The 17,702-nt window shown below is 69.5% G+C and carries 16 protein-coding genes and 1 pseudogene; 8 read left to right on the plus strand and 9 right to left on the minus strand.

Annotation, left to right across the window (positions count from 1 at the left end):
• The first annotated feature begins 75 nt into the window (after positions 1-75).
• The 4 genes and pseudogenes from SSQG_RS21860 to SSQG_RS21875 all read left to right on the plus strand — a co-directional run bounded on the left by SSQG_RS21860 (position 76) and on the right by SSQG_RS21875 (position 2,068).
• The gene (locus tag SSQG_RS21860) at positions 76-264 is read left to right on the plus strand and encodes a hypothetical protein (protein WP_039933370.1); all 189 of its coding nucleotides are present in this window, start codon (positions 76-78) and stop codon (positions 262-264) included.
• A gap of 173 nt (positions 265-437) precedes the next feature.
• Positions 438-882 (plus strand): annotated as a pseudogene (locus SSQG_RS21865) (BlaI/MecI/CopY family transcriptional regulator).
• Between the two features lie 9 nt (positions 883-891).
• Positions 892-1,425: an amino-acid N-acetyltransferase gene (locus SSQG_RS21870; protein WP_003992014.1), complete on the plus strand. Its 534-nt coding sequence runs from the start codon at positions 892-894 to the stop codon at positions 1,423-1,425.
• 307 nt (positions 1,426-1,732) lie between these two features.
• A complete protein-coding gene (locus SSQG_RS21875; protein WP_003992015.1) occupies positions 1,733-2,068 on the plus strand; it encodes a histone-like nucleoid-structuring protein Lsr2 in 336 nt (111 codons plus the stop codon).
• A gap of 10 nt (positions 2,069-2,078) precedes the next feature.
• Here SSQG_RS21875 and SSQG_RS21880 read toward each other — a convergent pair whose 3' ends face one another.
• Complete coding sequence (locus SSQG_RS21880) at positions 2,079-2,861, minus strand: SCO3374 family protein (RefSeq protein WP_003992016.1); 783 nt, start codon at positions 2,859-2,861, stop codon at positions 2,079-2,081.
• A gap of 432 nt (positions 2,862-3,293) precedes the next feature.
• Between SSQG_RS21880 and SSQG_RS21885 the strand changes: the two genes are divergently transcribed.
• Complete coding sequence (locus tag SSQG_RS21885) at positions 3,294-5,819, plus strand: ATP-dependent Clp protease ATP-binding subunit (protein ID WP_003992017.1); 2,526 nt, start codon at positions 3,294-3,296, stop codon at positions 5,817-5,819.
• A 61-nt stretch (positions 5,820-5,880) separates the two neighbouring features.
• Here the strand turns inward: SSQG_RS21885 and SSQG_RS21890 are convergent, their stop codons facing one another.
• Positions 5,881-6,516, minus strand: coding sequence for an HAD family acid phosphatase (locus tag SSQG_RS21890; RefSeq protein ID WP_003992018.1), 636 nt, complete (start codon positions 6,514-6,516; stop codon positions 5,881-5,883).
• Between the two features lie 440 nt (positions 6,517-6,956).
• On the opposite strand from SSQG_RS21890, the gene SSQG_RS21895 reads away from it, so the two are divergent.
• On the plus strand, positions 6,957-7,652 hold the full coding sequence (locus tag SSQG_RS21895) for a M23 family metallopeptidase (RefSeq protein ID WP_039933371.1): 696 nt from the start codon (positions 6,957-6,959) through the stop codon (positions 7,650-7,652).
• 23 nt (positions 7,653-7,675) lie between these two features.
• Here the strand turns inward: SSQG_RS21895 and SSQG_RS21900 are convergent, their stop codons facing one another.
• Entirely contained in the window at positions 7,676-8,260 is a 585-nt protein-coding gene (locus SSQG_RS21900; RefSeq protein ID WP_003992020.1) for a TetR/AcrR family transcriptional regulator, read from the minus strand.
• 142 nt (positions 8,261-8,402) lie between these two features.
• Here SSQG_RS21900 and SSQG_RS21905 point away from each other — a divergent pair, with 142 nt between their 5' ends.
• A complete protein-coding gene (locus SSQG_RS21905) occupies positions 8,403-9,998 on the plus strand; it encodes an MDR family MFS transporter (protein ID WP_003992021.1) in 1,596 nt (531 codons plus the stop codon).
• A gap of 173 nt (positions 9,999-10,171) precedes the next feature.
• On the opposite strand, the gene cseC is transcribed toward SSQG_RS21905, so the two are convergent.
• The 5 genes from cseC to SSQG_RS21930 all read right to left on the minus strand — a co-directional run bounded on the left by cseC (position 10,172) and on the right by SSQG_RS21930 (position 14,774).
• A complete protein-coding gene (gene cseC / locus SSQG_RS21910; RefSeq protein WP_039933372.1) occupies positions 10,172-11,521 on the minus strand; it encodes a two-component system sensor histidine kinase CseC in 1,350 nt (449 codons plus the stop codon).
• A gap of 8 nt (positions 11,522-11,529) precedes the next feature.
• Positions 11,530-12,231, minus strand: a complete 702-nt coding sequence (cseB, locus tag SSQG_RS21915) for a two-component system response regulator CseB (RefSeq protein ID WP_003992023.1) — start codon at positions 12,229-12,231, stop codon at positions 11,530-11,532.
• 137 nt (positions 12,232-12,368) lie between these two features.
• The gene (locus SSQG_RS21920) at positions 12,369-13,022 is read right to left on the minus strand and encodes a hypothetical protein (RefSeq protein ID WP_425314999.1); all 654 of its coding nucleotides are present in this window, start codon (positions 13,020-13,022) and stop codon (positions 12,369-12,371) included.
• Positions 13,010-13,549, minus strand: coding sequence for a SigE family RNA polymerase sigma factor (locus SSQG_RS21925; RefSeq protein WP_003992025.1), 540 nt, complete (start codon positions 13,547-13,549; stop codon positions 13,010-13,012). The genes SSQG_RS21920 and SSQG_RS21925 overlap by 13 nt, the downstream gene beginning before the upstream one ends.
• Before the next feature lie 283 nt (positions 13,550-13,832).
• Positions 13,833-14,774, minus strand: a complete 942-nt coding sequence (locus tag SSQG_RS21930; protein ID WP_003992027.1) for an A/G-specific adenine glycosylase — start codon at positions 14,772-14,774, stop codon at positions 13,833-13,835.
• A gap of 809 nt (positions 14,775-15,583) precedes the next feature.
• On the opposite strand from SSQG_RS21930, the gene SSQG_RS21935 reads away from it, so the two are divergent.
• Complete coding sequence (locus SSQG_RS21935; RefSeq protein WP_078506890.1) at positions 15,584-16,471, plus strand: hypothetical protein; 888 nt, start codon at positions 15,584-15,586, stop codon at positions 16,469-16,471.
• A gap of 95 nt (positions 16,472-16,566) precedes the next feature.
• Here SSQG_RS21935 and disA read toward each other — a convergent pair whose 3' ends face one another.
• On the minus strand, positions 16,567-17,691 hold the full coding sequence (disA, locus tag SSQG_RS21940) for a DNA integrity scanning diadenylate cyclase DisA (RefSeq protein ID WP_003992029.1): 1,125 nt from the start codon (positions 17,689-17,691) through the stop codon (positions 16,567-16,569).
• Between the last annotated feature and the right edge of the window lie 11 nt (positions 17,692-17,702).

The following is a 17,702-nucleotide window of genomic DNA, read 5'->3' on the forward strand; positions in this document are numbered from 1 at the left end:
CGCCGCAAGCCCACCCCGCCGCCCCCTGCCAACCCCCAGCAGCTCGCCGCGGGCTGACGTGGCTACTCTGGATCCATGGACTACGTCTCCGCGCTCCTGCCCCCGGTCGTCATGGCCATCTTCTTCATCGGCGTGATCCGGGTGATCGTGAAGACGCAGGGCGGCGCCAACAAGGCCAAGGAGGACGCGGCCGTGGACGCCGCCCTCGCGCGCGTGGAGGGCGCCCGGCAGCCCTCCGCGACACCCCCGCAGGCCGACGCCTGACCCACCCCCCGGCCGGCGGCGTACGACCCCGCGAAGCGTGACACGCTTTCGAGTCGTACGCCCTTTTTGTTCCCGTTCGCCGGTGAAGCGCACGTCCGCCACGCCATTACCGAGATCTCCCACTATTGTTCTGAGCTGTGCCTCGCCCATTGGGAGAACTCGAAGACGCGGTCATGTCGCGGGTGTGGAAGTGGAACCGCCCGGTGACCGTTCGAGAAGTCCTGGAAGATCTTCAGAAGGAGCGGTCCATCGCGTACACCACCGTGATGACCGTTTTGGACAATCTCCATCAGAAGGGCTGGGTGCGCCGCAAGGCGGGAAGGCCGTGCCTATCGATATGAGGCGGTCTCCACACGCGCCGCCTACGCCGCCGCCCTGATGAACGACGCCTGGTCGCAGAGCGACAACCCCGCCGCGGCTCTCGTCGCCTTCTTCGGCATGATGAGCGAGGAACAGCGGCAGGCTCTCAGTGATGCCGTGCGCATCGTCCAGGGTCCGGAAACCCAGAAACCGACCGAACCGTCGGAATCGGCCGAACCCACACCCGCGGAACCCCGGGAAGGCCCGGAAGGCTCCCCGGAGAACCCCGCCTCCCCTCAGGACCACGGCGGGCGATAGCGTCCGCTCATGTCCGCGAAGAGCCCCGAAGCCCCCGCAAAAGCCATCACCGTCCGGCGGGCCCGTACCACCGATGTGCAGGCGGTGCGCGGTCTCCTTGACGCCTACGTCCGTGGTCGCATCCTGCTCGACAAAGCGACGGTGACGCTTTACGAGGACATCCAGGAGTTCTGGGTCGCGGAACGGGACGACAACGCCGAGGTCGTCGGCTGCGGGGCGTTGCACGTGATGTGGGAAGACCTCGCGGAAGTGCGCACTCTCGCGGTGAAGCCCGGCCTGAAGGGCGCGGGCGTCGGACACCAGTTGCTGGAGAAGTTGCTGCACACCGCCCGCTGGCTCGGCGTTCGCCGGGTTTTCTGTCTGACCTTCGAAGTGGACTTCTTCACCAAGCACGGCTTCGTGGAGATCGGCGAGACGCCCGTCGACACGGATGTCTACGCGGAGCTGCTGCGTTCCTATGACGAGGGCGTCGCGGAGTTCCTCGGTCTCGAACGAGTGAAACCGAACACCTTGGGCAACAGCCGCATGCTTCTGCATCTGTGATCGCCGAGACAGCCACAAGACGGGACACAAGACGGCGCACAAGACGGGACACAAGACCGGCCACAACACCGGCCGCCCGGTTCGTCAAGACATATTCTGTGCCGCCACCCTGCCCAGGTGCCCTATGTCCGAAACGCGCACGTTTCCGGACGCAGCCCGGGCTGCCGGTCTCTGCCGAGGGTTTGTGTTTTTCCGGCAAAAGCGGTTTGCTTTCCGACGTACTGCAGTACTGCATATAACAGGGGACGGCGATACGGCGGACGCCGGCACACCCCCGGCCCTGAAGATATCGATGAAAGGAAATCCGGTGGCACAGAAGGTTCAGGTCCTTCTTGTCGACGACCTCGACGGCGGCGAGGCGGACGAGACTGTGACGTTCGCGTTGGACGGCAAGACGTACGAGATCGATCTCACCACGTCCAATGCGGACCAGCTCCGTGGCCTTCTCGAGCCTTACGTGAAGGGCGGTCGTCGTACCGGAGGCCGGGCTTCGGGCGGGCGCGGAAAGGCGCGTGCGGCTTCGAGCGGCAGCCAGGACACCGCGGCCATCCGCGCCTGGGCGAAGGAGAACGGCTACGAGGTCAACGACCGCGGCCGTGTCCCGGCGACCATTCGCGAGGCCTACGAGAAGGCCAACGGCTGAACAGCGCCAATCACCACCGACCCTGCGCACGCAAGGCCGGCGGCTGGGCGCCCGCGCGCCGCAGCCGGACCCGGTGGCAGTGGGTGGCCACCGTGTCCACCAGCCGTACGAGATCAGGGGCGTCTCCACCGCCCCCCATGGCCGACAGCGTCGGCAGCGAGGCCTCGACCTCGCACCCCGGCTCAGGGGGCCGCAGCCACACAGCGGCCCCCTGGGAACCGAATCGGCCCCGGTAAGGCGGCCGACCCTCCCGAGGCACCCCGCCCGCCCTGAAGGACACCACCCCCTCAGGCCCAGCGGGCAGCGACTCCTCCGCCCCACCGGACAGCGACTCCTCCGTCCCGCGGAGCAGCGGCGCCTCCATCAGGCCGCCCGGGCCGATCGCCGTCAGGCCGAGCGGCAGCGAACCCCACTCCAGCCACTCCAGCAGCCCAGGGAGCTCCTCCGCGCTGCCCGGGGCCACCAGCAGCCGCATCCGGCCGCCCCGCAGCGCCACCGGCGAGCCCGCTCCCAAGTGGCGCAGTGCCGCGTGCCCCGCCTCGGCAGGGACGTCCAGGACGTCGAAGCGCGCCCCCACCACCAGCCGCACCGGATCCCCAGGCACCGTCGGCCAGCCCAGTTCGTTCTCGTACCACCGCCGGACCTCACCGACCTCACCGACCTCACCGATCTCACCGGCCTCACCGCTCGCGACGGGACGACCGGAAGCATGGCCGGCCGGGTCGAGCGGCCGGCGGGGAGACGGGACCGCCTGGGACCCGGACGCGATCACGGAGCGAGGGGCACCGAACATGCCAAGTGCAACGGCCCGAACGGCGCGCGAGTTACGCTGAGTGCCGTCACAAGCGCACAGAGTCGCGAAAAGGGCGCGTGCGGGGGGCGCGGGGAGACGCAAGGTTGTTCGCCCGTAGCGGAGGGGACAGGGGCATTCGGCATGGACTTCCGGTCCCCACGGGTAAGACATCCCTAGTGGGAGGGGGCGCCACGCAGGAAAGGCCGTCTCACGTTCGCCATCGGCGTACTGGCGAAGGGGGTAACTGTCTGGCCTGCGGGAACATCGTCTCGCACCATCGGGTTGGAGCAGATGTCGGCGTTAGCGGGGTCAGGAGGCCATCGACGGTGTCGGCAGTTGGAATGAGCGGTCCCCGCTTGCGGGACTAAGCTGCGGAAGGACAGGGAGGGGAAGTTCCCCCCACTGCCTGACCGCTCTGAGGAGCGATTAACGATGTTCGAGAGGTTCACCGACCGCGCGCGGCGGGTTGTCGTCCTGGCTCAGGAAGAAGCCCGGATGCTCAACCACAACTACATCGGCACTGAGCACATCCTCCTGGGCCTGATCCACGAGGGTGAAGGTGTCGCCGCCAAGGCCCTTGAGAGCCTCGGGATTTCGCTCGAGGCGGTCCGCCAGCAGGTGGAGGAGATCATCGGCCAGGGCCAGCAGGCCCCGTCCGGGCACATCCCCTTCACCCCCCGTGCCAAGAAGGTCCTGGAGCTGTCGCTCCGCGAGGCCCTTCAGCTGGGCCACAACTACATCGGCACGGAGCACATCCTGCTCGGCCTGATCCGCGAGGGCGAGGGCGTCGCCGCCCAGGTCCTCGTCAAGCTGGGCGCAGATCTCAACCGGGTGCGGCAGCAGGTCATCCAGCTGCTCTCCGGTTACCAGGGCAAGGAGACCGCCGCCGCCGGCGGGCCTGCCGAGGGCACCCCCTCGACGTCCCTGGTCCTCGACCAGTTCGGCCGGAACCTCACCCAGGCCGCTCGTGAGTCCAAGCTCGACCCGGTCATCGGGCGCGAGAAGGAGATCGAGCGGGTCATGCAGGTGCTGTCCCGCCGTACGAAGAACAACCCGGTTCTGATCGGTGAGCCCGGCGTCGGCAAGACCGCCGTCGTCGAGGGCCTCGCCCAGGCCATCGTCAAGGGCGAGGTGCCCGAGACCCTCAAGGACAAGCACCTCTACACCCTGGACCTCGGCGCGCTGGTCGCCGGCTCCCGCTACCGCGGTGACTTCGAGGAGCGCCTGAAGAAGGTGCTCAAGGAGATCCGCACCCGCGGCGACATCATCCTGTTCATCGACGAGCTCCACACGCTGGTCGGTGCGGGTGCCGCCGAGGGCGCCATCGACGCGGCTTCCATCCTGAAGCCGATGCTGGCCCGCGGTGAGCTGCAGACCATCGGTGCGACCACGCTGGACGAGTACCGCAAGCACCTGGAGAAGGACGCGGCCCTCGAGCGCCGCTTCCAGCCCATCCAGGTCGCCGAGCCGTCCCTGCCGCACACGATCGAGATCCTCAAGGGTCTCCGTGACCGGTACGAGGCCCACCACCGCGTCTCCATCACGGACGAGGCGCTGGTCCAGGCCGCCACCCTGGCCGACCGGTACATCTCGGACCGCTTCCTGCCGGACAAGGCGATCGACCTGATCGACGAGGCCGGCTCCCGGATGCGCATCCGCCGGATGACCGCGCCGCCGGACCTTCGCGAGTTCGACGAGAAGATCGCCGGTGTCCGCCGCGACAAGGAGTCCGCGATCGACTCGCAGGACTTCGAGAAGGCCGCCTCCCTCCGCGACAAGGAGAAGCAGCTCCTGGCCGCCAAGGCCAAGCGGGAGAAGGAGTGGAAGGCCGGCGACATGGACGTCGTCGCCGAGGTCGACGGCGAGCTGATCGCCGAGGTCCTCGCCACGGCCACCGGCATCCCGGTCTTCAAGCTGACCGAGGAGGAGTCCAGCCGCCTGCTCCGCATGGAGGACGAGCTCCACAAGCGGGTCATCGGCCAGGTCGACGCCGTCAAGGCGCTCTCGAAGGCCATCCGCCGTACCCGCGCCGGTCTGAAGGACCCGAAGCGCCCCGGTGGCTCGTTCATCTTCGCCGGCCCGTCCGGTGTCGGTAAGACCGAGCTGTCCAAGGCGCTCGCCGAGTTCCTCTTCGGTGACGAGGACGCGCTGATCTCCCTCGACATGTCGGAGTTCAGCGAGAAGCACACGGTGTCGCGTCTCTTCGGGTCGCCCCCCGGCTACGTGGGCTACGAGGAGGGCGGCCAGCTGACGGAGAAGGTGCGCCGCAAGCCGTTCTCGGTCGTCCTCTTCGACGAGGTCGAGAAGGCCCACCCGGACATCTTCAACTCGCTGCTGCAGATCCTGGAGGACGGTCGCCTGACCGACTCCCAGGGCCGGGTCGTGGACTTCAAGAACACGGTCATCATCATGACGACCAACCTCGGCACCCGGGACATCTCCAAGGGCTTCAACCTGGGCTTCGCGGCCCAGGGCGACACCAAGTCCAACTACGAGCGCATGAAGAACAAGGTCTCGGACGAGCTCAAGCAGCACTTCCGGCCCGAGTTCCTCAACCGCGTCGACGACGTGGTCGTCTTCCCGCAGCTGACCCAGGACGACATCCTGCGGATCGTCGACCTGATGATCAGCAAGGTGGACGAGCGCCTGAAGGACCGGGACATGGGCATCGAGCTCTCCCAGTCCGCCAAGGAGCTGCTGTCCAAGAAGGGCTACGACCCCGTGCTGGGCGCCCGGCCGCTGCGCCGGACCATCCAGCGGGAGATCGAGGACTCGCTGTCGGAGAAGATCCTCTTCGGCGAGCTGCGTCCCGGTCACATCGTGGTCGTGGACACCGAGGGTGAGGGCGAGACCAAGACCTTCACCTTCCGCGGCGAGGAGAAGGCGGCCCTGCCGGACGCCCCGCCGATCGAGCAGGCGGCCGGTGGCACGGGTCCGAACCTGAGCAAGGACGCGTAAGCGTCACGGCCGAGTGAAAGGGGCCGGTGCCGAGAGGCACCGGCCCCTTTTCCATGCCTGCTTACGACAGCTGCCCGTCGTAGTCCGGCAGCTTGAACGTCCTCTCGGCGTGGCCGCCCGACAGGTCGGTGGCGCTGTTGCCGATGTTCGCGATGATCGTGTAGCCCTTCTTCTCGACGTCGACGCGCTGGGCCGTCTTGTACTCGGCGACGTTCTTGAAGAGGTCGATGAAGTTCCGGACGTAGAGGCCGGACACCCGGTAGCCGGCCTGCTTGAGGTTGTACTCCGTGAACGAGTAGATGATGTCCGGGCGGGCGGTCACGAAGAACAGGGCGACGCCGCGCTCCTGTGCGTATCTGGCGGCCTCCAGGACCGGCTTGTTGGCGGGCTGCGGATAACTGAAGCCGAAGTCGGTCTCCAGCGTGGTGTTGTCGATGTCGAAGACGATCGCCTGCTTCTCGCCCGGCTTCGTGGCCGCGATCCGCTGCTTCAGATAGGGCAGCGCCTGGTCCATCACCGCCTGGCAGTCCTTCTGCCAGGTGTCGTGGTCGACGTCCGCGGCGGCCGTGGAGGCCGCGGTGGCGGCCGGGGCGGCGGAGGTGCTGGTCGTGGCGTCGGCCGGTGCGGCCAGTGCCACGAGGGCGGCCGCCGAGACGGCGGTCACCGAAGCGCGGCGCAACCAGGGGAGGGTCTGCATGTCGTGGGGGTCCTCTCACGTCCTTGACGCTGCCAACATGTCGTGTGCATGTTCGTGCGCGAGGGTGGCGCGAGGGGAACCGTAGGGTTACCGGACGGTAGGTGCCTAGAGACGTGCGCCACATTTACGGAATGGCCGAAGAGGGCCCCCGGTGACATGCCGCACAGGCGATATGTCCGTTACTACGCGGAATAGTGGTAAAAGGTCCGGGAGGAATGGGATTCTTGCCCCGTCGTGCAGGGCGAAGTCCAGGCAAGTGCCATGATTCGTCCCGAATGACTGCTCTGTCAAGAGACGTAGAACACTGAACCAAATTACTAACTTCTGTAGTAGATCACGTTTTTGGGTGTTTGTCGGACTTCGGGTTACCAAGGGATGGCCATTCGGCGAGCGACTGCGCGTCGGGTGGTTTTCTCCGTCCCCTTCCACGCGAGGTTTCGATGTCCCAGCGCGTCACGTCCCGTTCTTCCCGTACGTCCCAGTTCCGCACCCGTGCGACCGTGCTGGCCGCCGGCCTGGGGGTCTCGGTCGCATTGGGAGCCGGGGTCGCGTCCGCCGCCGACACCACGGCCGCGTCCGGCACCGCGAACGCCGTCCAGGCGCAGGCTGCCGTCCAGGTCAAGGCCGCCAAGGCCGAGGCCGCGAAGGCTGAGAAGGCCGCCAAGGCCGCCGCCGCCAAGAAGGCCGCGGCGAAGAAGGCCGCCAAGAAGGCCACGCCGTCCTGGATCGACCCGGTGAAGAAGTACAAGCTCTCCGCGAGCTTCGCCCAGAACGGCGGCATGTGGGCGCACAAGCACAGCGGTCAGGACTTCGCCGTGCCGAGCGGCACCAAGGTCCTCGCCGCCCACGGCGGCACCGTCGTCAAGGCCGGTGGCAACGGCGCCGGTGACGGTCCCGCGTACGGCAACGCCATCGTGATCAAGCACGGCAACGGCACGTACTCGCAGTACGCCCACCTGTCGAAGATCGAGGTGCGGATCGGCCAGGTCGTCAAGACCGGCCAGGAGATAGCCCGGTCCGGCAACACCGGCAACTCGAGCGGTCCCCACCTGCACTTCGAGATCCGTACGACCCCGAACTACGGCTCGGCGGTCGACCCGGTGAAGTTCCTGCGCGCCAAGGGCGTGAAGGTCTGACGATCGGGGAGACCCGGGCCGGCCTAGGAGCCCCCGGCTCCCCGGTGGGCCTGGGTCACCAGGTCCGTGGCGACCTCGAGGACGGCCTTGTTCCGTTCCTCGGGGTCGCCTTCAAGGTCCTGGAGCAGGAACATCCCGGCGTGCAGCGTGAACAGGGCGCTGGCGCAGCGGACCTGGTCGACCAGGTCGGCGTCCGGGTCGATGATGATGTCGCGCAGGCTGTGGATGCGGGCCTTGAAGTCCTCGCCGATCCGCAGTTCCCGGACCGTCGCCTGGTTCTCGTGCATGAAACGGAACAGCGGCGCGGCCTCGGCCAGCGTCTCCGAGTAACGGCGGACGATCTCCTGCTTGGTGTCGAGCGTGTGCGGCTGCTGCCGACCCCACTCGATCAGCTCCTCGATCGGCTTCGTGAGGTCCTCGAAGATGCTGACGAGGATCTCTTCCTTCGTCTTGAAGTGGTAGTAGAGCGCCGCCTTGGTGACCTCCAGGCGCTCGGCGATCTCGCGCAGAGAGGTCTTCTCGTAGCCCTGCTCCGCGAAGAGTCCGAGGGCCACGTCCTGGATGCGCTGGCGGGTGTCCCCGCGGCGCCGCTGCCTGGTGCCGTCCATGGTGCCGCCCATCCTCCTACGCGCCCCGCTTTCATAAAACTTACTTGACGCCCGGCTAGTTAGGCGACTAGCTTCCGAGTGTAGTCACTAGCCGGTCGGCAAGTAAGTAGCGAAGTAGCGGTAGCAGGGGGAGAGGGACGAGATGGCGGACACGACGGACACACCGGCGGCCGACGCCGGCACCGGGGGAAAGCAGCCGAGGAGCGTACGGGTCGTACTGCTCGCGCTGATGATCGCGATGATGCTCGCGATGCTCGACAACATGATCATCGGTACGGCGATGCCGACGATCGTCGGTGAGCTGGGCGGGCTCGAACACCTCTCCTGGGTGGTCACCGCCTACACGCTCGCGACGGCCGCCTCCACCCCGCTGTGGGGCAAGCTCGGCGACATGTACGGCCGCAAGGGCACGTTCATGACGTCCATCGTGATCTTCCTGATCGGCTCGGCACTCAGCGGCATGGCCCAGAACATGGGCGAGCTGATCGGTTTCCGGGCCGTCCAGGGCCTCGGCGCCGGCGGTCTGATGGTCGGTGTCATGGCGATCATCGGCGATCTGATCCCGCCCCGGGAGCGCGGCAAGTACCAGGGCATGATGGCCGGCGTCATGGCGCTGGCGATGATCGGCGGACCGCTGGTCGGCGGCACGATCACCGACAACTGGGGCTGGCGCTGGGCGTTCTACATCAACCTGCCGCTCGGTGTGGTCGCGCTGGCCGCCATCAGCGTGGTGCTGCACCTGCCGAAGAAGCGGTCCGAGGCGCGGATCGACTACCTGGGCGCCGCCCTGCTGACCGTCGGCATCACCGCGATCGTGCTCGTCACCACCTGGGGCGGCACGGAGTACGCCTGGAGCTCCGCCCGGATCATGGAGCTGATCGGCATCGGAGTCGCCGCGCTCGTCGGTTTCGTGTTCTGGCAGACCAGGGCGGCCGAGCCGGTGGTGCCGCTGCACATCTTCCGCAGCCGCAACTTCACGCTGATGTCGGTCATCGGCTTCGTCACCGGCTTCGTGATGTTCGGCGCCACGCTGTTCCTGCCGCTGTACCAGCAGTCCGTGCAGGGTGCCTCCGCGACCAACTCCGGGCTGCTGCTCCTGCCGATGCTCGGCGCGATGCTGGTGACCTCGATGGTCGCCGGCCGGGTCACCACGAACACCGGCAAGTACAAGGTGTTCCCGGTCCTCGGCAGCGTCCTGATGATCGTCGGGCTCTACCTGCTGTCCACGATGGACACGGGGACCTCGCGGTTCACGTCCGGTGTCTTCATGGCCGTGGTCGGGTTCGGCATGGGCTGTCTGATGCAGATCACCATGCTGGTCGCGCAGAACAGCGTGGAGATGAAGGACATGGGCGTCGCGTCCTCCTCCACCACGCTCTTCCGCACCCTCGGCTCCTCCTTCGGCGTCGCGATCATGGGCGCGCTGTTCAACAACCGCGTCCAGGACGTCATGACCGAGCGCGCGGGTGCCCTGGGCTCCAAGGTGACCGAGCAGTCGGCGCAGCTCGACGCGAAGAGCCTGGAGAAGCTGCCGGTGCTGGCCCGGGAGGCGTACCAGCACGCAGTCTCCGCCGGCACCCACTCGGCGTTCCTCCTCGGAGCCGTGGTGGCAGTGGTCGCACTCGCCGCGGCGGTGTTCGTGAAGGAGGTGCCGCTGAAGGGGGCGGGACCGAAGGCGTCGGACGAGGACAAGGCGGACGGCCCGTCCGCACAGATGCCGGTGGTCGAGACGGTCTGACCGAGGGCGACGGCGACGGCGGCGACGACGAAGTCCCGACGCAGGGCGCTGCCGGGGTGAAGGGGCTGTCACCGAGCCCTCCCCGGCGGCTTTGGCTCCACGGACCTGCGGCAGCAGCATCGCCCCTGTACCAGGCCCCCGGCGGCTCCCGCCCCGGGGGCCCTCTCCGTGCCCTACGACCCCGGCAGCATCGGATAGCTCCCCGTGTTCGTCGGCGCGTGCTCCGGCAGCCACAGCACCGCGACCGCGCCCTCGGCGGGCAGGTGCTCCGGTGTCCCGGGCGTGCGGACGTTGCGGAAGGTCAGCCGGGCGCCCAGCACCCGGGCCTGCCCGGCCGCGATGGTCAGGCCCAGCCCGTGCCCGTGCCCGGCCCGGTCCTTGCTGCCGGTGCGGAAGCGGCTCGGCCCTTCGGCGAGCAGGTCCTCGGGGAAGCCCGGGCCGTGGTCGCGGACGCGGATGACCCGGCCTTCGACGGTGACCTCGATGGGCGGCTTGGCGTGCCGGGCCGCGTTGGCCAGCAGGTTGAACAGCACCCGCTCCAGGCGCCGCGGGTCGGTGGTGACCTCCGACTCGTGCACGATCCGCATCTCGATGGCCGGGTCCTTGGCCGCCACCCGCCGGGCGACGAACTCGCCCAGCATGATGTCCTGCAGCTCCGCCCGCTCCGAGGCCCCGTCCAGCCGGGCCACCTCCAGCACGTCCTCGACGAGCGTGCGCATGGCCTTCGCCCGGTCGAGGACCAGCTCGGTGGGGCGCCCGGGCGGCAGCAGCTCGGCGGCGGTCAGCAACCCGGTCACCGGTGTGCGCAGCTCGTGCGCGATGTCGGCGGTGACCCGCCGCTCGGCCTCGATGCGCTGCCGCAGCGCGTCCGCCATGGCGTCCACCGCGCTGGCCAGGTCGTCCGTCTCGTCGCGTACGACCCCGCCCATGGCGTCCCGGACCCGGACGTCCGTCTCGCCGCCCGCGAGCTGGCCCGCCGCCACGGACGCCTTGCGCAGCCGCCGCGAGAGGTGCCCGCCGATGAGCACCCCGAGCGCGCTGCCGCCCAGGACGACCGCGATGGACCCGATGAGCAGGGCCTGGTCGAGGTCCTGGAGGATGTCGGAGCTGCGGTCGGTGAAGCCGGAGTGCAGGGACATCACATGCCCGTTCTTCAGCGGCACGGCGGCCCATATGTCCGGCGCGCCACCCGGCCGGTCCGCCACGTAGGTGGCCCGCTGGCCCACCTCGACCCGGTCCCGCAGCGCCTCCGGCAGATCAGGGTCGTCGATCTTGGTGTTGGGGAAGTTCATCCGCCCGGACAGCTCGAAGTTGCGCTGGGCGATCATGATCCGCTCGTCGGCGAGGTCGCGGGCGTTGTCGAGCATCGACACCCGGGCGGCGTTGTGCACGACCAGGCTCAGGGCGACCGCCACCAGCGCCCCGACCAGCGCGATGGCCGCGCTCAGCTTCCATCTCAGGCCGGTGCGGATGCCCGCGCGCTCCAGACCGGCGGCGACCAGGCGCCGGAATTGCCCCCTCATACCCCTGCTCAGGCCTTCAACTTGTAGCCGAAACCACGGACCGTCTCGATACGGTCCTGGCCGATCTTCTGCCGCAGCCGCTGCACGTGCACGTCGACGACGCGGGTGTCCCCGCCCCAGCCGTAGTCCCACACCCGTTCCAGCAGTTTGTCGCGGGAGAGCACCGTGCCCGGCGCGGAGGAGAACTCCAGCAGCAGCCGCATCTCGGTCGGCGTCAGCGCCACCGGCCGCCCGGCCCTGCGGACCTCCATGCCCTCGGTGTCGACCTCCAGGTCCCCGAAGGTCAGCACGCCGCCGTCCGCCGGGGAGGCCGGCTCCTCGGCCCGGCCGCCGCCCGCGTGCCCGAAACGCCGCAGCACCGCACGGATCCTGGCGACCAGGACGGCACCGTCGAACGGCTTCGTCACGTAGTCGTCGGCACCCGCCTCCAGGCCGAGGACGACGTCGATGGAGTCGGCCCGCGCCGACAGCATGATGACCGGCACGGTCGACTCGTCCCGGATCCGGCGGCACAGGCTGACCCCGTCGAGGCCGGGCACCATGACGTCCAGCAGCGCGATGTCGGGGCGGTCGGCCCGGAACGCCTCCAGGCCCGACAGACCGTCGGGCATGGCGGTGACCACGAAACCGTCCCGTTCCAGGGCGAGCTGCGTGGCCTCGCGGATGACGTCGTCGTCCTCGACGAACAGGACGTGGGTCTGGTCTGCCATCCCGGTGCTCTCAGTCCTCGTGTGGTTCGTAGGGGTGCGTGCTTCGCGTTCTCTCTCGGGGACGCGCGGTCCGTGCGACGCGTTCACCGGGACATCGGACCGAGGTGCCCGATCGGTTCACCGGCTCCGCGCCCGCGTCAGCTCGCCGGCACCGGCGACGCGCTGTCGCCGACGACCTTCCCGTAGTCGTTGTGCGTGCGGTACTTCTCCGCGAAGCGGCCGGAGGTCCATCTGTACGTGATCACGTTCTCCCCGGAGGGGCTCGACACCGGGTCGCCCTTGTCGTACACCTGCTTGGTCACCACCAGGTCGCCGCGGTCGATCTCCGCGTAGACCGGGGGTTCCTCGGCCTTGAACACATTCTTGTACGAGCCGTCCTGCTCGCGGTACACGTAACTGCCGACACCCACGGCGTCACCACAGGTCAGCACATTGACGACGACGTCGTCGGCCGATCCGCCGGTCAGCTTGCCGTACGACACGTCGACGGGGTACTCGTCGGCGACGCACGGCTTCAGCTCGTGCTTCACCTCGGGCGAGACCTCCGGGTCGTCCTTGACGAGCTTGACCGCGTTCACCGTGTCGGGCGTCTTCGACGGCGCCGCGGACGGGGTGGCGGCGGCGCCCGCCACCGAGTCGGCGTGCGCCGGGCCCTCGTCCCGGGCGCCGGTGCCGCCGGCGCCGCACGCGGACACCAAAAGGGCGAGGGCGGTGAACACGGCCAGGGCCGTACTCACCGCCTGGATGCTGCCCGGGGGCCATGCAGACCCCTCACCGGTCAGGCCGCGCACCGCTCCCGCTCCTCACGCTCCAGCGCGCGTGCGTCCAGATCGCGGGACTCCAGCTCCTCGCGGAGCCGGGCGAGCGCCCGGTGCAGCGTGCTCTTGACCGTTCCGGCCGACATGCCGAGGGCGGCGGCCGTCTCCTCCGTGGACATCTGCTCCCAGTGTCGCAGCACCACGACACTGCGCTGCTTCGGGGCGAGCACCTTCAGGATGTCCATCAGCAGGGCGCGGTCCGCGTGCTGTTCGGTGGAGTCGTCGACCGAGGCGTCCGGGAGCTGCTCGGTCGGGACCTCCTCCAGCTTGCGGGCCCGCCACCACTCCGTCCTGGTGTTGATCATCACCCGGCGCAGGTAGGCGTCCGCCAGCCGCTTGTCCTCGATGGTCTCCCAGCGGCCGTAGGTCCGCACCAGCGCCGTCTGCAGCAGGTCCTGCGCGTCCGTCGGGTCCGGGACCAGGCGGCGGGCACTGCGCAGCAGCGCGTCCTGCCGGGTGCGGACGTACTCCTCGAACTCGAGCACCTCGCCCTGCGCCATGGTGAACCGCCTCCCGTTTCCCCGTTCCGGCAGGCTCTCCGCCGCCGGTCGTACTGCCTGTGTTCCTTGGTCGTCCCGTGTCTTCCGGGAACGCATCTGAAGGTACGGAGGCGTTGTCACGGCGCTGTCCGAAGCAGCCTGCGGCTAGCACTCGGCTGTCCGTCGGTTGTGTAACGGAAGCCGGAACGGGGTAGAGCGGTGGGGGTGTTGGTAATAGTTTAAGGCGATTTGTCCATTATGGATCCTCGTTACGGACGACCCGTGCCTGTGATCTGTCTGTACGTCAGGTCAGCGGCAGCCGGTACAGCCCGCCCGCGAGCGGCTCCACCAGTCCGTCGGCGACGAGGCCGTCCAGGGCGCGGGCCCGCTGCACCGGCTCGTGCCACACGCGGTCCAGCGCCGACTGCGGAACCGGACCGTGGGCCTCCCGCAGCACGGCGAGCAGCCGCCCGCGCACCTGCCGGTCGGTACCCGCGTAGGTCTGGCCACGGCGCGGCGGCCCGTCGTGCTCCGGCTTGCCCGCCAGTCGCCAGGCGCACTGCGCGGCGATCGGGCAGCGGTGGCACGACTCGCTCTTCGCCGTGCACACCAGCGCGCCCAGCTCCATCGAGGCGGCGGCCCACCGGGCGGCGGTCGACTCGTCCTTTGGCAGCAGCGCGCGGGCCAGCTTGCGCTCCGCGGCGGTGGTGGCGTTCGGCGGGTACTGCACGCCGGTGACCGCCCGGGCGAAGACCCGGCGCACGTTGGTGTCCAGCACCGCGTGCCGCTGGCCGTACGCGAAGGAGGCGACGGCGGCGGCTGTGTACTCACCGATGCCGGGCAGCGCCAGCAACTGGGCGTGGTCGGCCGGTACGTCACCGCCGTGCCGTTCCGTTATCGCGACGGCGGCGCCGTGCAGCCGCAGGGCACGGCGCGGGTATCCGAGCCGGCCCCAGGCGCGCACGGCCTCGCCCGGCGCCTCCTTGGCCAGGTCGGCGGGGCGCGGCCAGCGGGTCAGCCACTGCTCGTAGACGGGCAGGACGCGGTTCACCGGCGTCTGCTGGAGCATGAACTCGCTGACCATCACACCCCACGCCCCGGCCTCGGGACGCCGCCACGGCAGGTCACGGGCGTTCTCGCCGAACCAGTCGATGACGGGGGAGTGCAGGTTCTCTCCGAGGGGCGGCCCGGAGGTCGGGTCGGTGGGGGAGGAGGTCGGGTGCGGGGGTTTCGTGGGAGCAGTCATGGCACCTCGATGGTGCCACGTCGGACCGGGGCCACCGGGTACGTGCGGGCGGGTTGCGGTGCGCGTCCCCACGGGCGCGCCCCGATCCGGCTTCTGAGCCCCGGTCCCTGCTGCCGTTCGGCTGAGTCTTCCCCTGACCTGTCGGCCGCTGGCGGTTCGGCGGAGCCGGAGCCGGCCGGCCCGGGGCGACTCCGGGCCGCCCGCGCGCCTGGGAAGGCCGGAGGACGAGCAGTGATCCGAAGAGCAGTGATCCGAAGAGCAGTGATCCGGCGAGCGTGGCTTCGCCGACGGGCTTCGCCGACGGTTTGGCCGACGGGCTTCGGCAGCGTGGCCGGCCTGCGTGTGCCGCGCGCGGCCTGCGCCGGCCAACTCGTCGCGCCCGCCGCCGAGTCGGACCCGCCGAGGCGGCGGAAGCCCACCGGGCACGGGTCGGCCGCACAGCACCGCGGGGCGCCGAACGGCTGCCGCCCATCGCCAACGGGCTTCCCGGCCAACGCTGTTCTCACCCCTCCGCCGCATCCGCACCCCACAGCCCTGGCCAGAGGTGCAAGGGCTGCGATCGCGAACGTGTGGAGGCTGCCGCGGCGGGCGCGTCGCCGGGCGGCGGCGAACAGTACGACAAACGCCAGCAGTCCGGTCACGGATCGTAAGCACTGGGTCGATCCCGTCACACGCAGCGATCATGGCGTCCCGTACCTGACGAAAGGCAGGGGCGGGGCGGCGGTTTCCGGCATGATGATCCGGAAAAGTTGTGGCCGGAGCGGCGGGTGGGACCGGCGAACGCGCCGATCTCTCGTAAGGTTTGCGCCGTGGGATCTCTGCGCAATCCGGTCGGGCCGCTTCCCTCCTCCATCTACTGGCGTCGGAGGGTCGTACTGGTGTCCGTGGTCGCCCTGTTGGGGCTGCTGACCACCTGGATCGTGACCATGGGCGGCGGAGGCGGCAAGGACGGCGACAACGGAGCCAACGGCAAGAATCCCGCACCTTCCATCACTCCCGGACCGTCGAGTTCGGGCCCGGCCGTCAGCCAAGCGCCCGGCGGTCGCGAGGAGTCGGGCGACGAGGGCTCCGGTGGTTCGTCCTCCGGGTCGGGGAGCGGATCCGGTGGCGGTTCCGGTGGTGGTTCCGGTGACGGGTCGGGCGACGGCGCGGTCGGCGGATCAGGCGGCGGCTCGGGCGACGGATCCGGGGCCGGTTCCGGAACCGGCGGGTCGGGCGGCGCCGGTGGCTCCGGCGGCGGTACCACGGTGGGCGGCGTCGGCGCGGGCGACACGCTGCCGGCCGGTTCCACCCTGCCCAACTGCACCGCGAGCGTGGTCAAGTTCAGCCTGCGCAGCCGGGACAACACCTACGGCCCCGAGAAGACGCCCACGTTCCTGCTGACCGCGCGGAACATCTCCGGCAGCGACTGCAAGATCGATCTCGGCCCGAAGAACGCGGTGTTCACCATCACCCAGGCCAGCACCGACGACGACTACTGGTCGTCCAAGGACTGCCCGAAGGCCGCCGCACACCAGCTGTACCGGGTCCCCGCGGGCAGCGGCATCACCTACATGCTGAAGTGGGACCGCAAGCCGAGCGCCCCCGAGTGCGCCACGCCCCCGTCCGGCTCGGCCGGGGCGGGCACGTACCTGGTGGAAGCCAAGGCGCCGGGTTTTGCGAAGGTCCAGACGTCGTTCGTACTGAAGGACGACTGACCGGCTGGTCCCTCAGTCTCAATGCGTGTCTCAACGCGTATGGGGGGTGTTCCCGCTCGGGAACACCCCCCATACGCGTCAGCGGGCGCTGAAGGCTAGACGTACCGCTCCAGGATCGACGACTCCGCGAGTCGCGAGAGACCCTCCCGCACACTCCGGGCCCGGGCCTCGCCGACGCCGTCCACGGTCTGGAGGTCGTCGACGCTCGCGGCGAGCAGCTTCTGCAGTCCGCCGAAGTGCTCGACCAGGCGGTCGATGATCGCGCCGGGCAGCCGGGGCACCTTCGCGAGCAGGCGGAAGCCGCGCGGGGACACCGCCGAGTCCAGCGTCTCGGGCGAACCGGTGTAGCCCAACGCGCGGGCCACCGTGGGAAGTTCGAGGAGCTCGGCGTGGGTGAGCGCGTCGAGCTCGGCCAGCGCCTCGTCGACCGTGCGGGACCGCTTGGCGGTGGGCTCGGGGACGTAGTCCCGGACGACGAGCTCGCGCTCGGGCTCCACACCCGCGATCAGCTCGTCGAGCTGCAGGGCCAGCAGACGGCCGTCCGTGCCCAGCTCCACCACGTACTCGGCGATCTCCGTGGCGATGCGGCGCACCATCTCCAGGCGCTGGGCGACCGCCGAGACGTCCCGGACGGTCACCAGGTCCTCGATCTCCAGCGCCGACAGCGTGCCCGCGACCTCGTCGAGGCGGAGCTTGTAGCGCTCCAGGGTCGCCAGGGCCTGGTTGGCGCGGGACAGGATCGCCGCCGAGTCCTCCAGGACGCGGCGCTGGCCGTCGACGTACAGGGCGATCAGCCGCATCGACTGGGAGACGGAGACCACAGGGAAACCGACCTGCTTGCTGACGCGGTCGGCCGTGCGGTGCCGGGTACCCGTCTCCTCCGTGGGGATCGTCGGGTCGGGGACCAGCTGCACGCCCGCGCGCAGGATCTTCGACAGGTCCGAGGACAGCACGATGCCGCCGTCCAGCTTGCACAGCTCACGCAGACGGGTCGCCGTGAACTCGACGTCCAGCACGAAACCGCCGCTGCACAGCGCCTCGACCGTCTTGTCGGAGCCGAGCACGATGAGCCCGCCGGTGTTGCCGCGGAGCACGCGCTCCAGGCCGTCACGCAGGGCGGTGCCGGGCGCCACGGCGCTCAGCGAGGCGCGCATCAGGCCATCGGTGCCGGCACTCCCACCGGACTTTCCGGGAGCTCCTGCCCGGTCGTTGGCTGCCACTGCACTCCTCC

The organism is Streptomyces viridochromogenes DSM 40736 (assembly GCF_000158955.1).
GTDB lineage: Bacteria > Actinomycetota > Actinomycetes > Streptomycetales > Streptomycetaceae > Streptomyces > Streptomyces venetus.

Bases quoted from the DNA above. Each gene is read 5' to 3' on its own strand.
- SSQG_RS21925 (WP_003992025.1), bottom strand. From the start codon at position 13,549: ATGGCGCAGGGCGAGGTGCTCGAGTTCGAGGAGTACGTCCGCACCCGG.
- cseC (WP_039933372.1), bottom strand. From the start codon at position 11,521: ATGAGGGGGCAATTCCGGCGCCTGGTCGCCGCCGGTCTGGAGCGCGCG.
- SSQG_RS21895 (WP_039933371.1), top strand. From the start codon at position 6,957: ATGTCCCAGCGCGTCACGTCCCGTTCTTCCCGTACGTCCCAGTTCCGC.
- SSQG_RS21890 (WP_003992018.1), bottom strand. From the start codon at position 6,516: ATGCAGACCCTCCCCTGGTTGCGCCGCGCTTCGGTGACCGCCGTCTCG.
- SSQG_RS21880 (WP_003992016.1), bottom strand. From the start codon at position 2,861: ATGTTCGGTGCCCCTCGCTCCGTGATCGCGTCCGGGTCCCAGGCGGTC.
- SSQG_RS21860 (WP_039933370.1), top strand. From the start codon at position 76: ATGGACTACGTCTCCGCGCTCCTGCCCCCGGTCGTCATGGCCATCTTC.
- cseB (WP_003992023.1), bottom strand. From the start codon at position 12,231: ATGGCAGACCAGACCCACGTCCTGTTCGTCGAGGACGACGACGTCATC.
- SSQG_RS21885 (WP_003992017.1), top strand. From the start codon at position 3,294: ATGTTCGAGAGGTTCACCGACCGCGCGCGGCGGGTTGTCGTCCTGGCT.
- SSQG_RS21870 (WP_003992014.1), top strand. From the start codon at position 892: ATGTCCGCGAAGAGCCCCGAAGCCCCCGCAAAAGCCATCACCGTCCGG.
- SSQG_RS21900 (WP_003992020.1), bottom strand. From the start codon at position 8,260: ATGGACGGCACCAGGCAGCGGCGCCGCGGGGACACCCGCCAGCGCATC.
- SSQG_RS21930 (WP_003992027.1), bottom strand. From the start codon at position 14,774: ATGACTGCTCCCACGAAACCCCCGCACCCGACCTCCTCCCCCACCGAC.
- SSQG_RS21905 (WP_003992021.1), top strand. From the start codon at position 8,403: ATGGCGGACACGACGGACACACCGGCGGCCGACGCCGGCACCGGGGGA.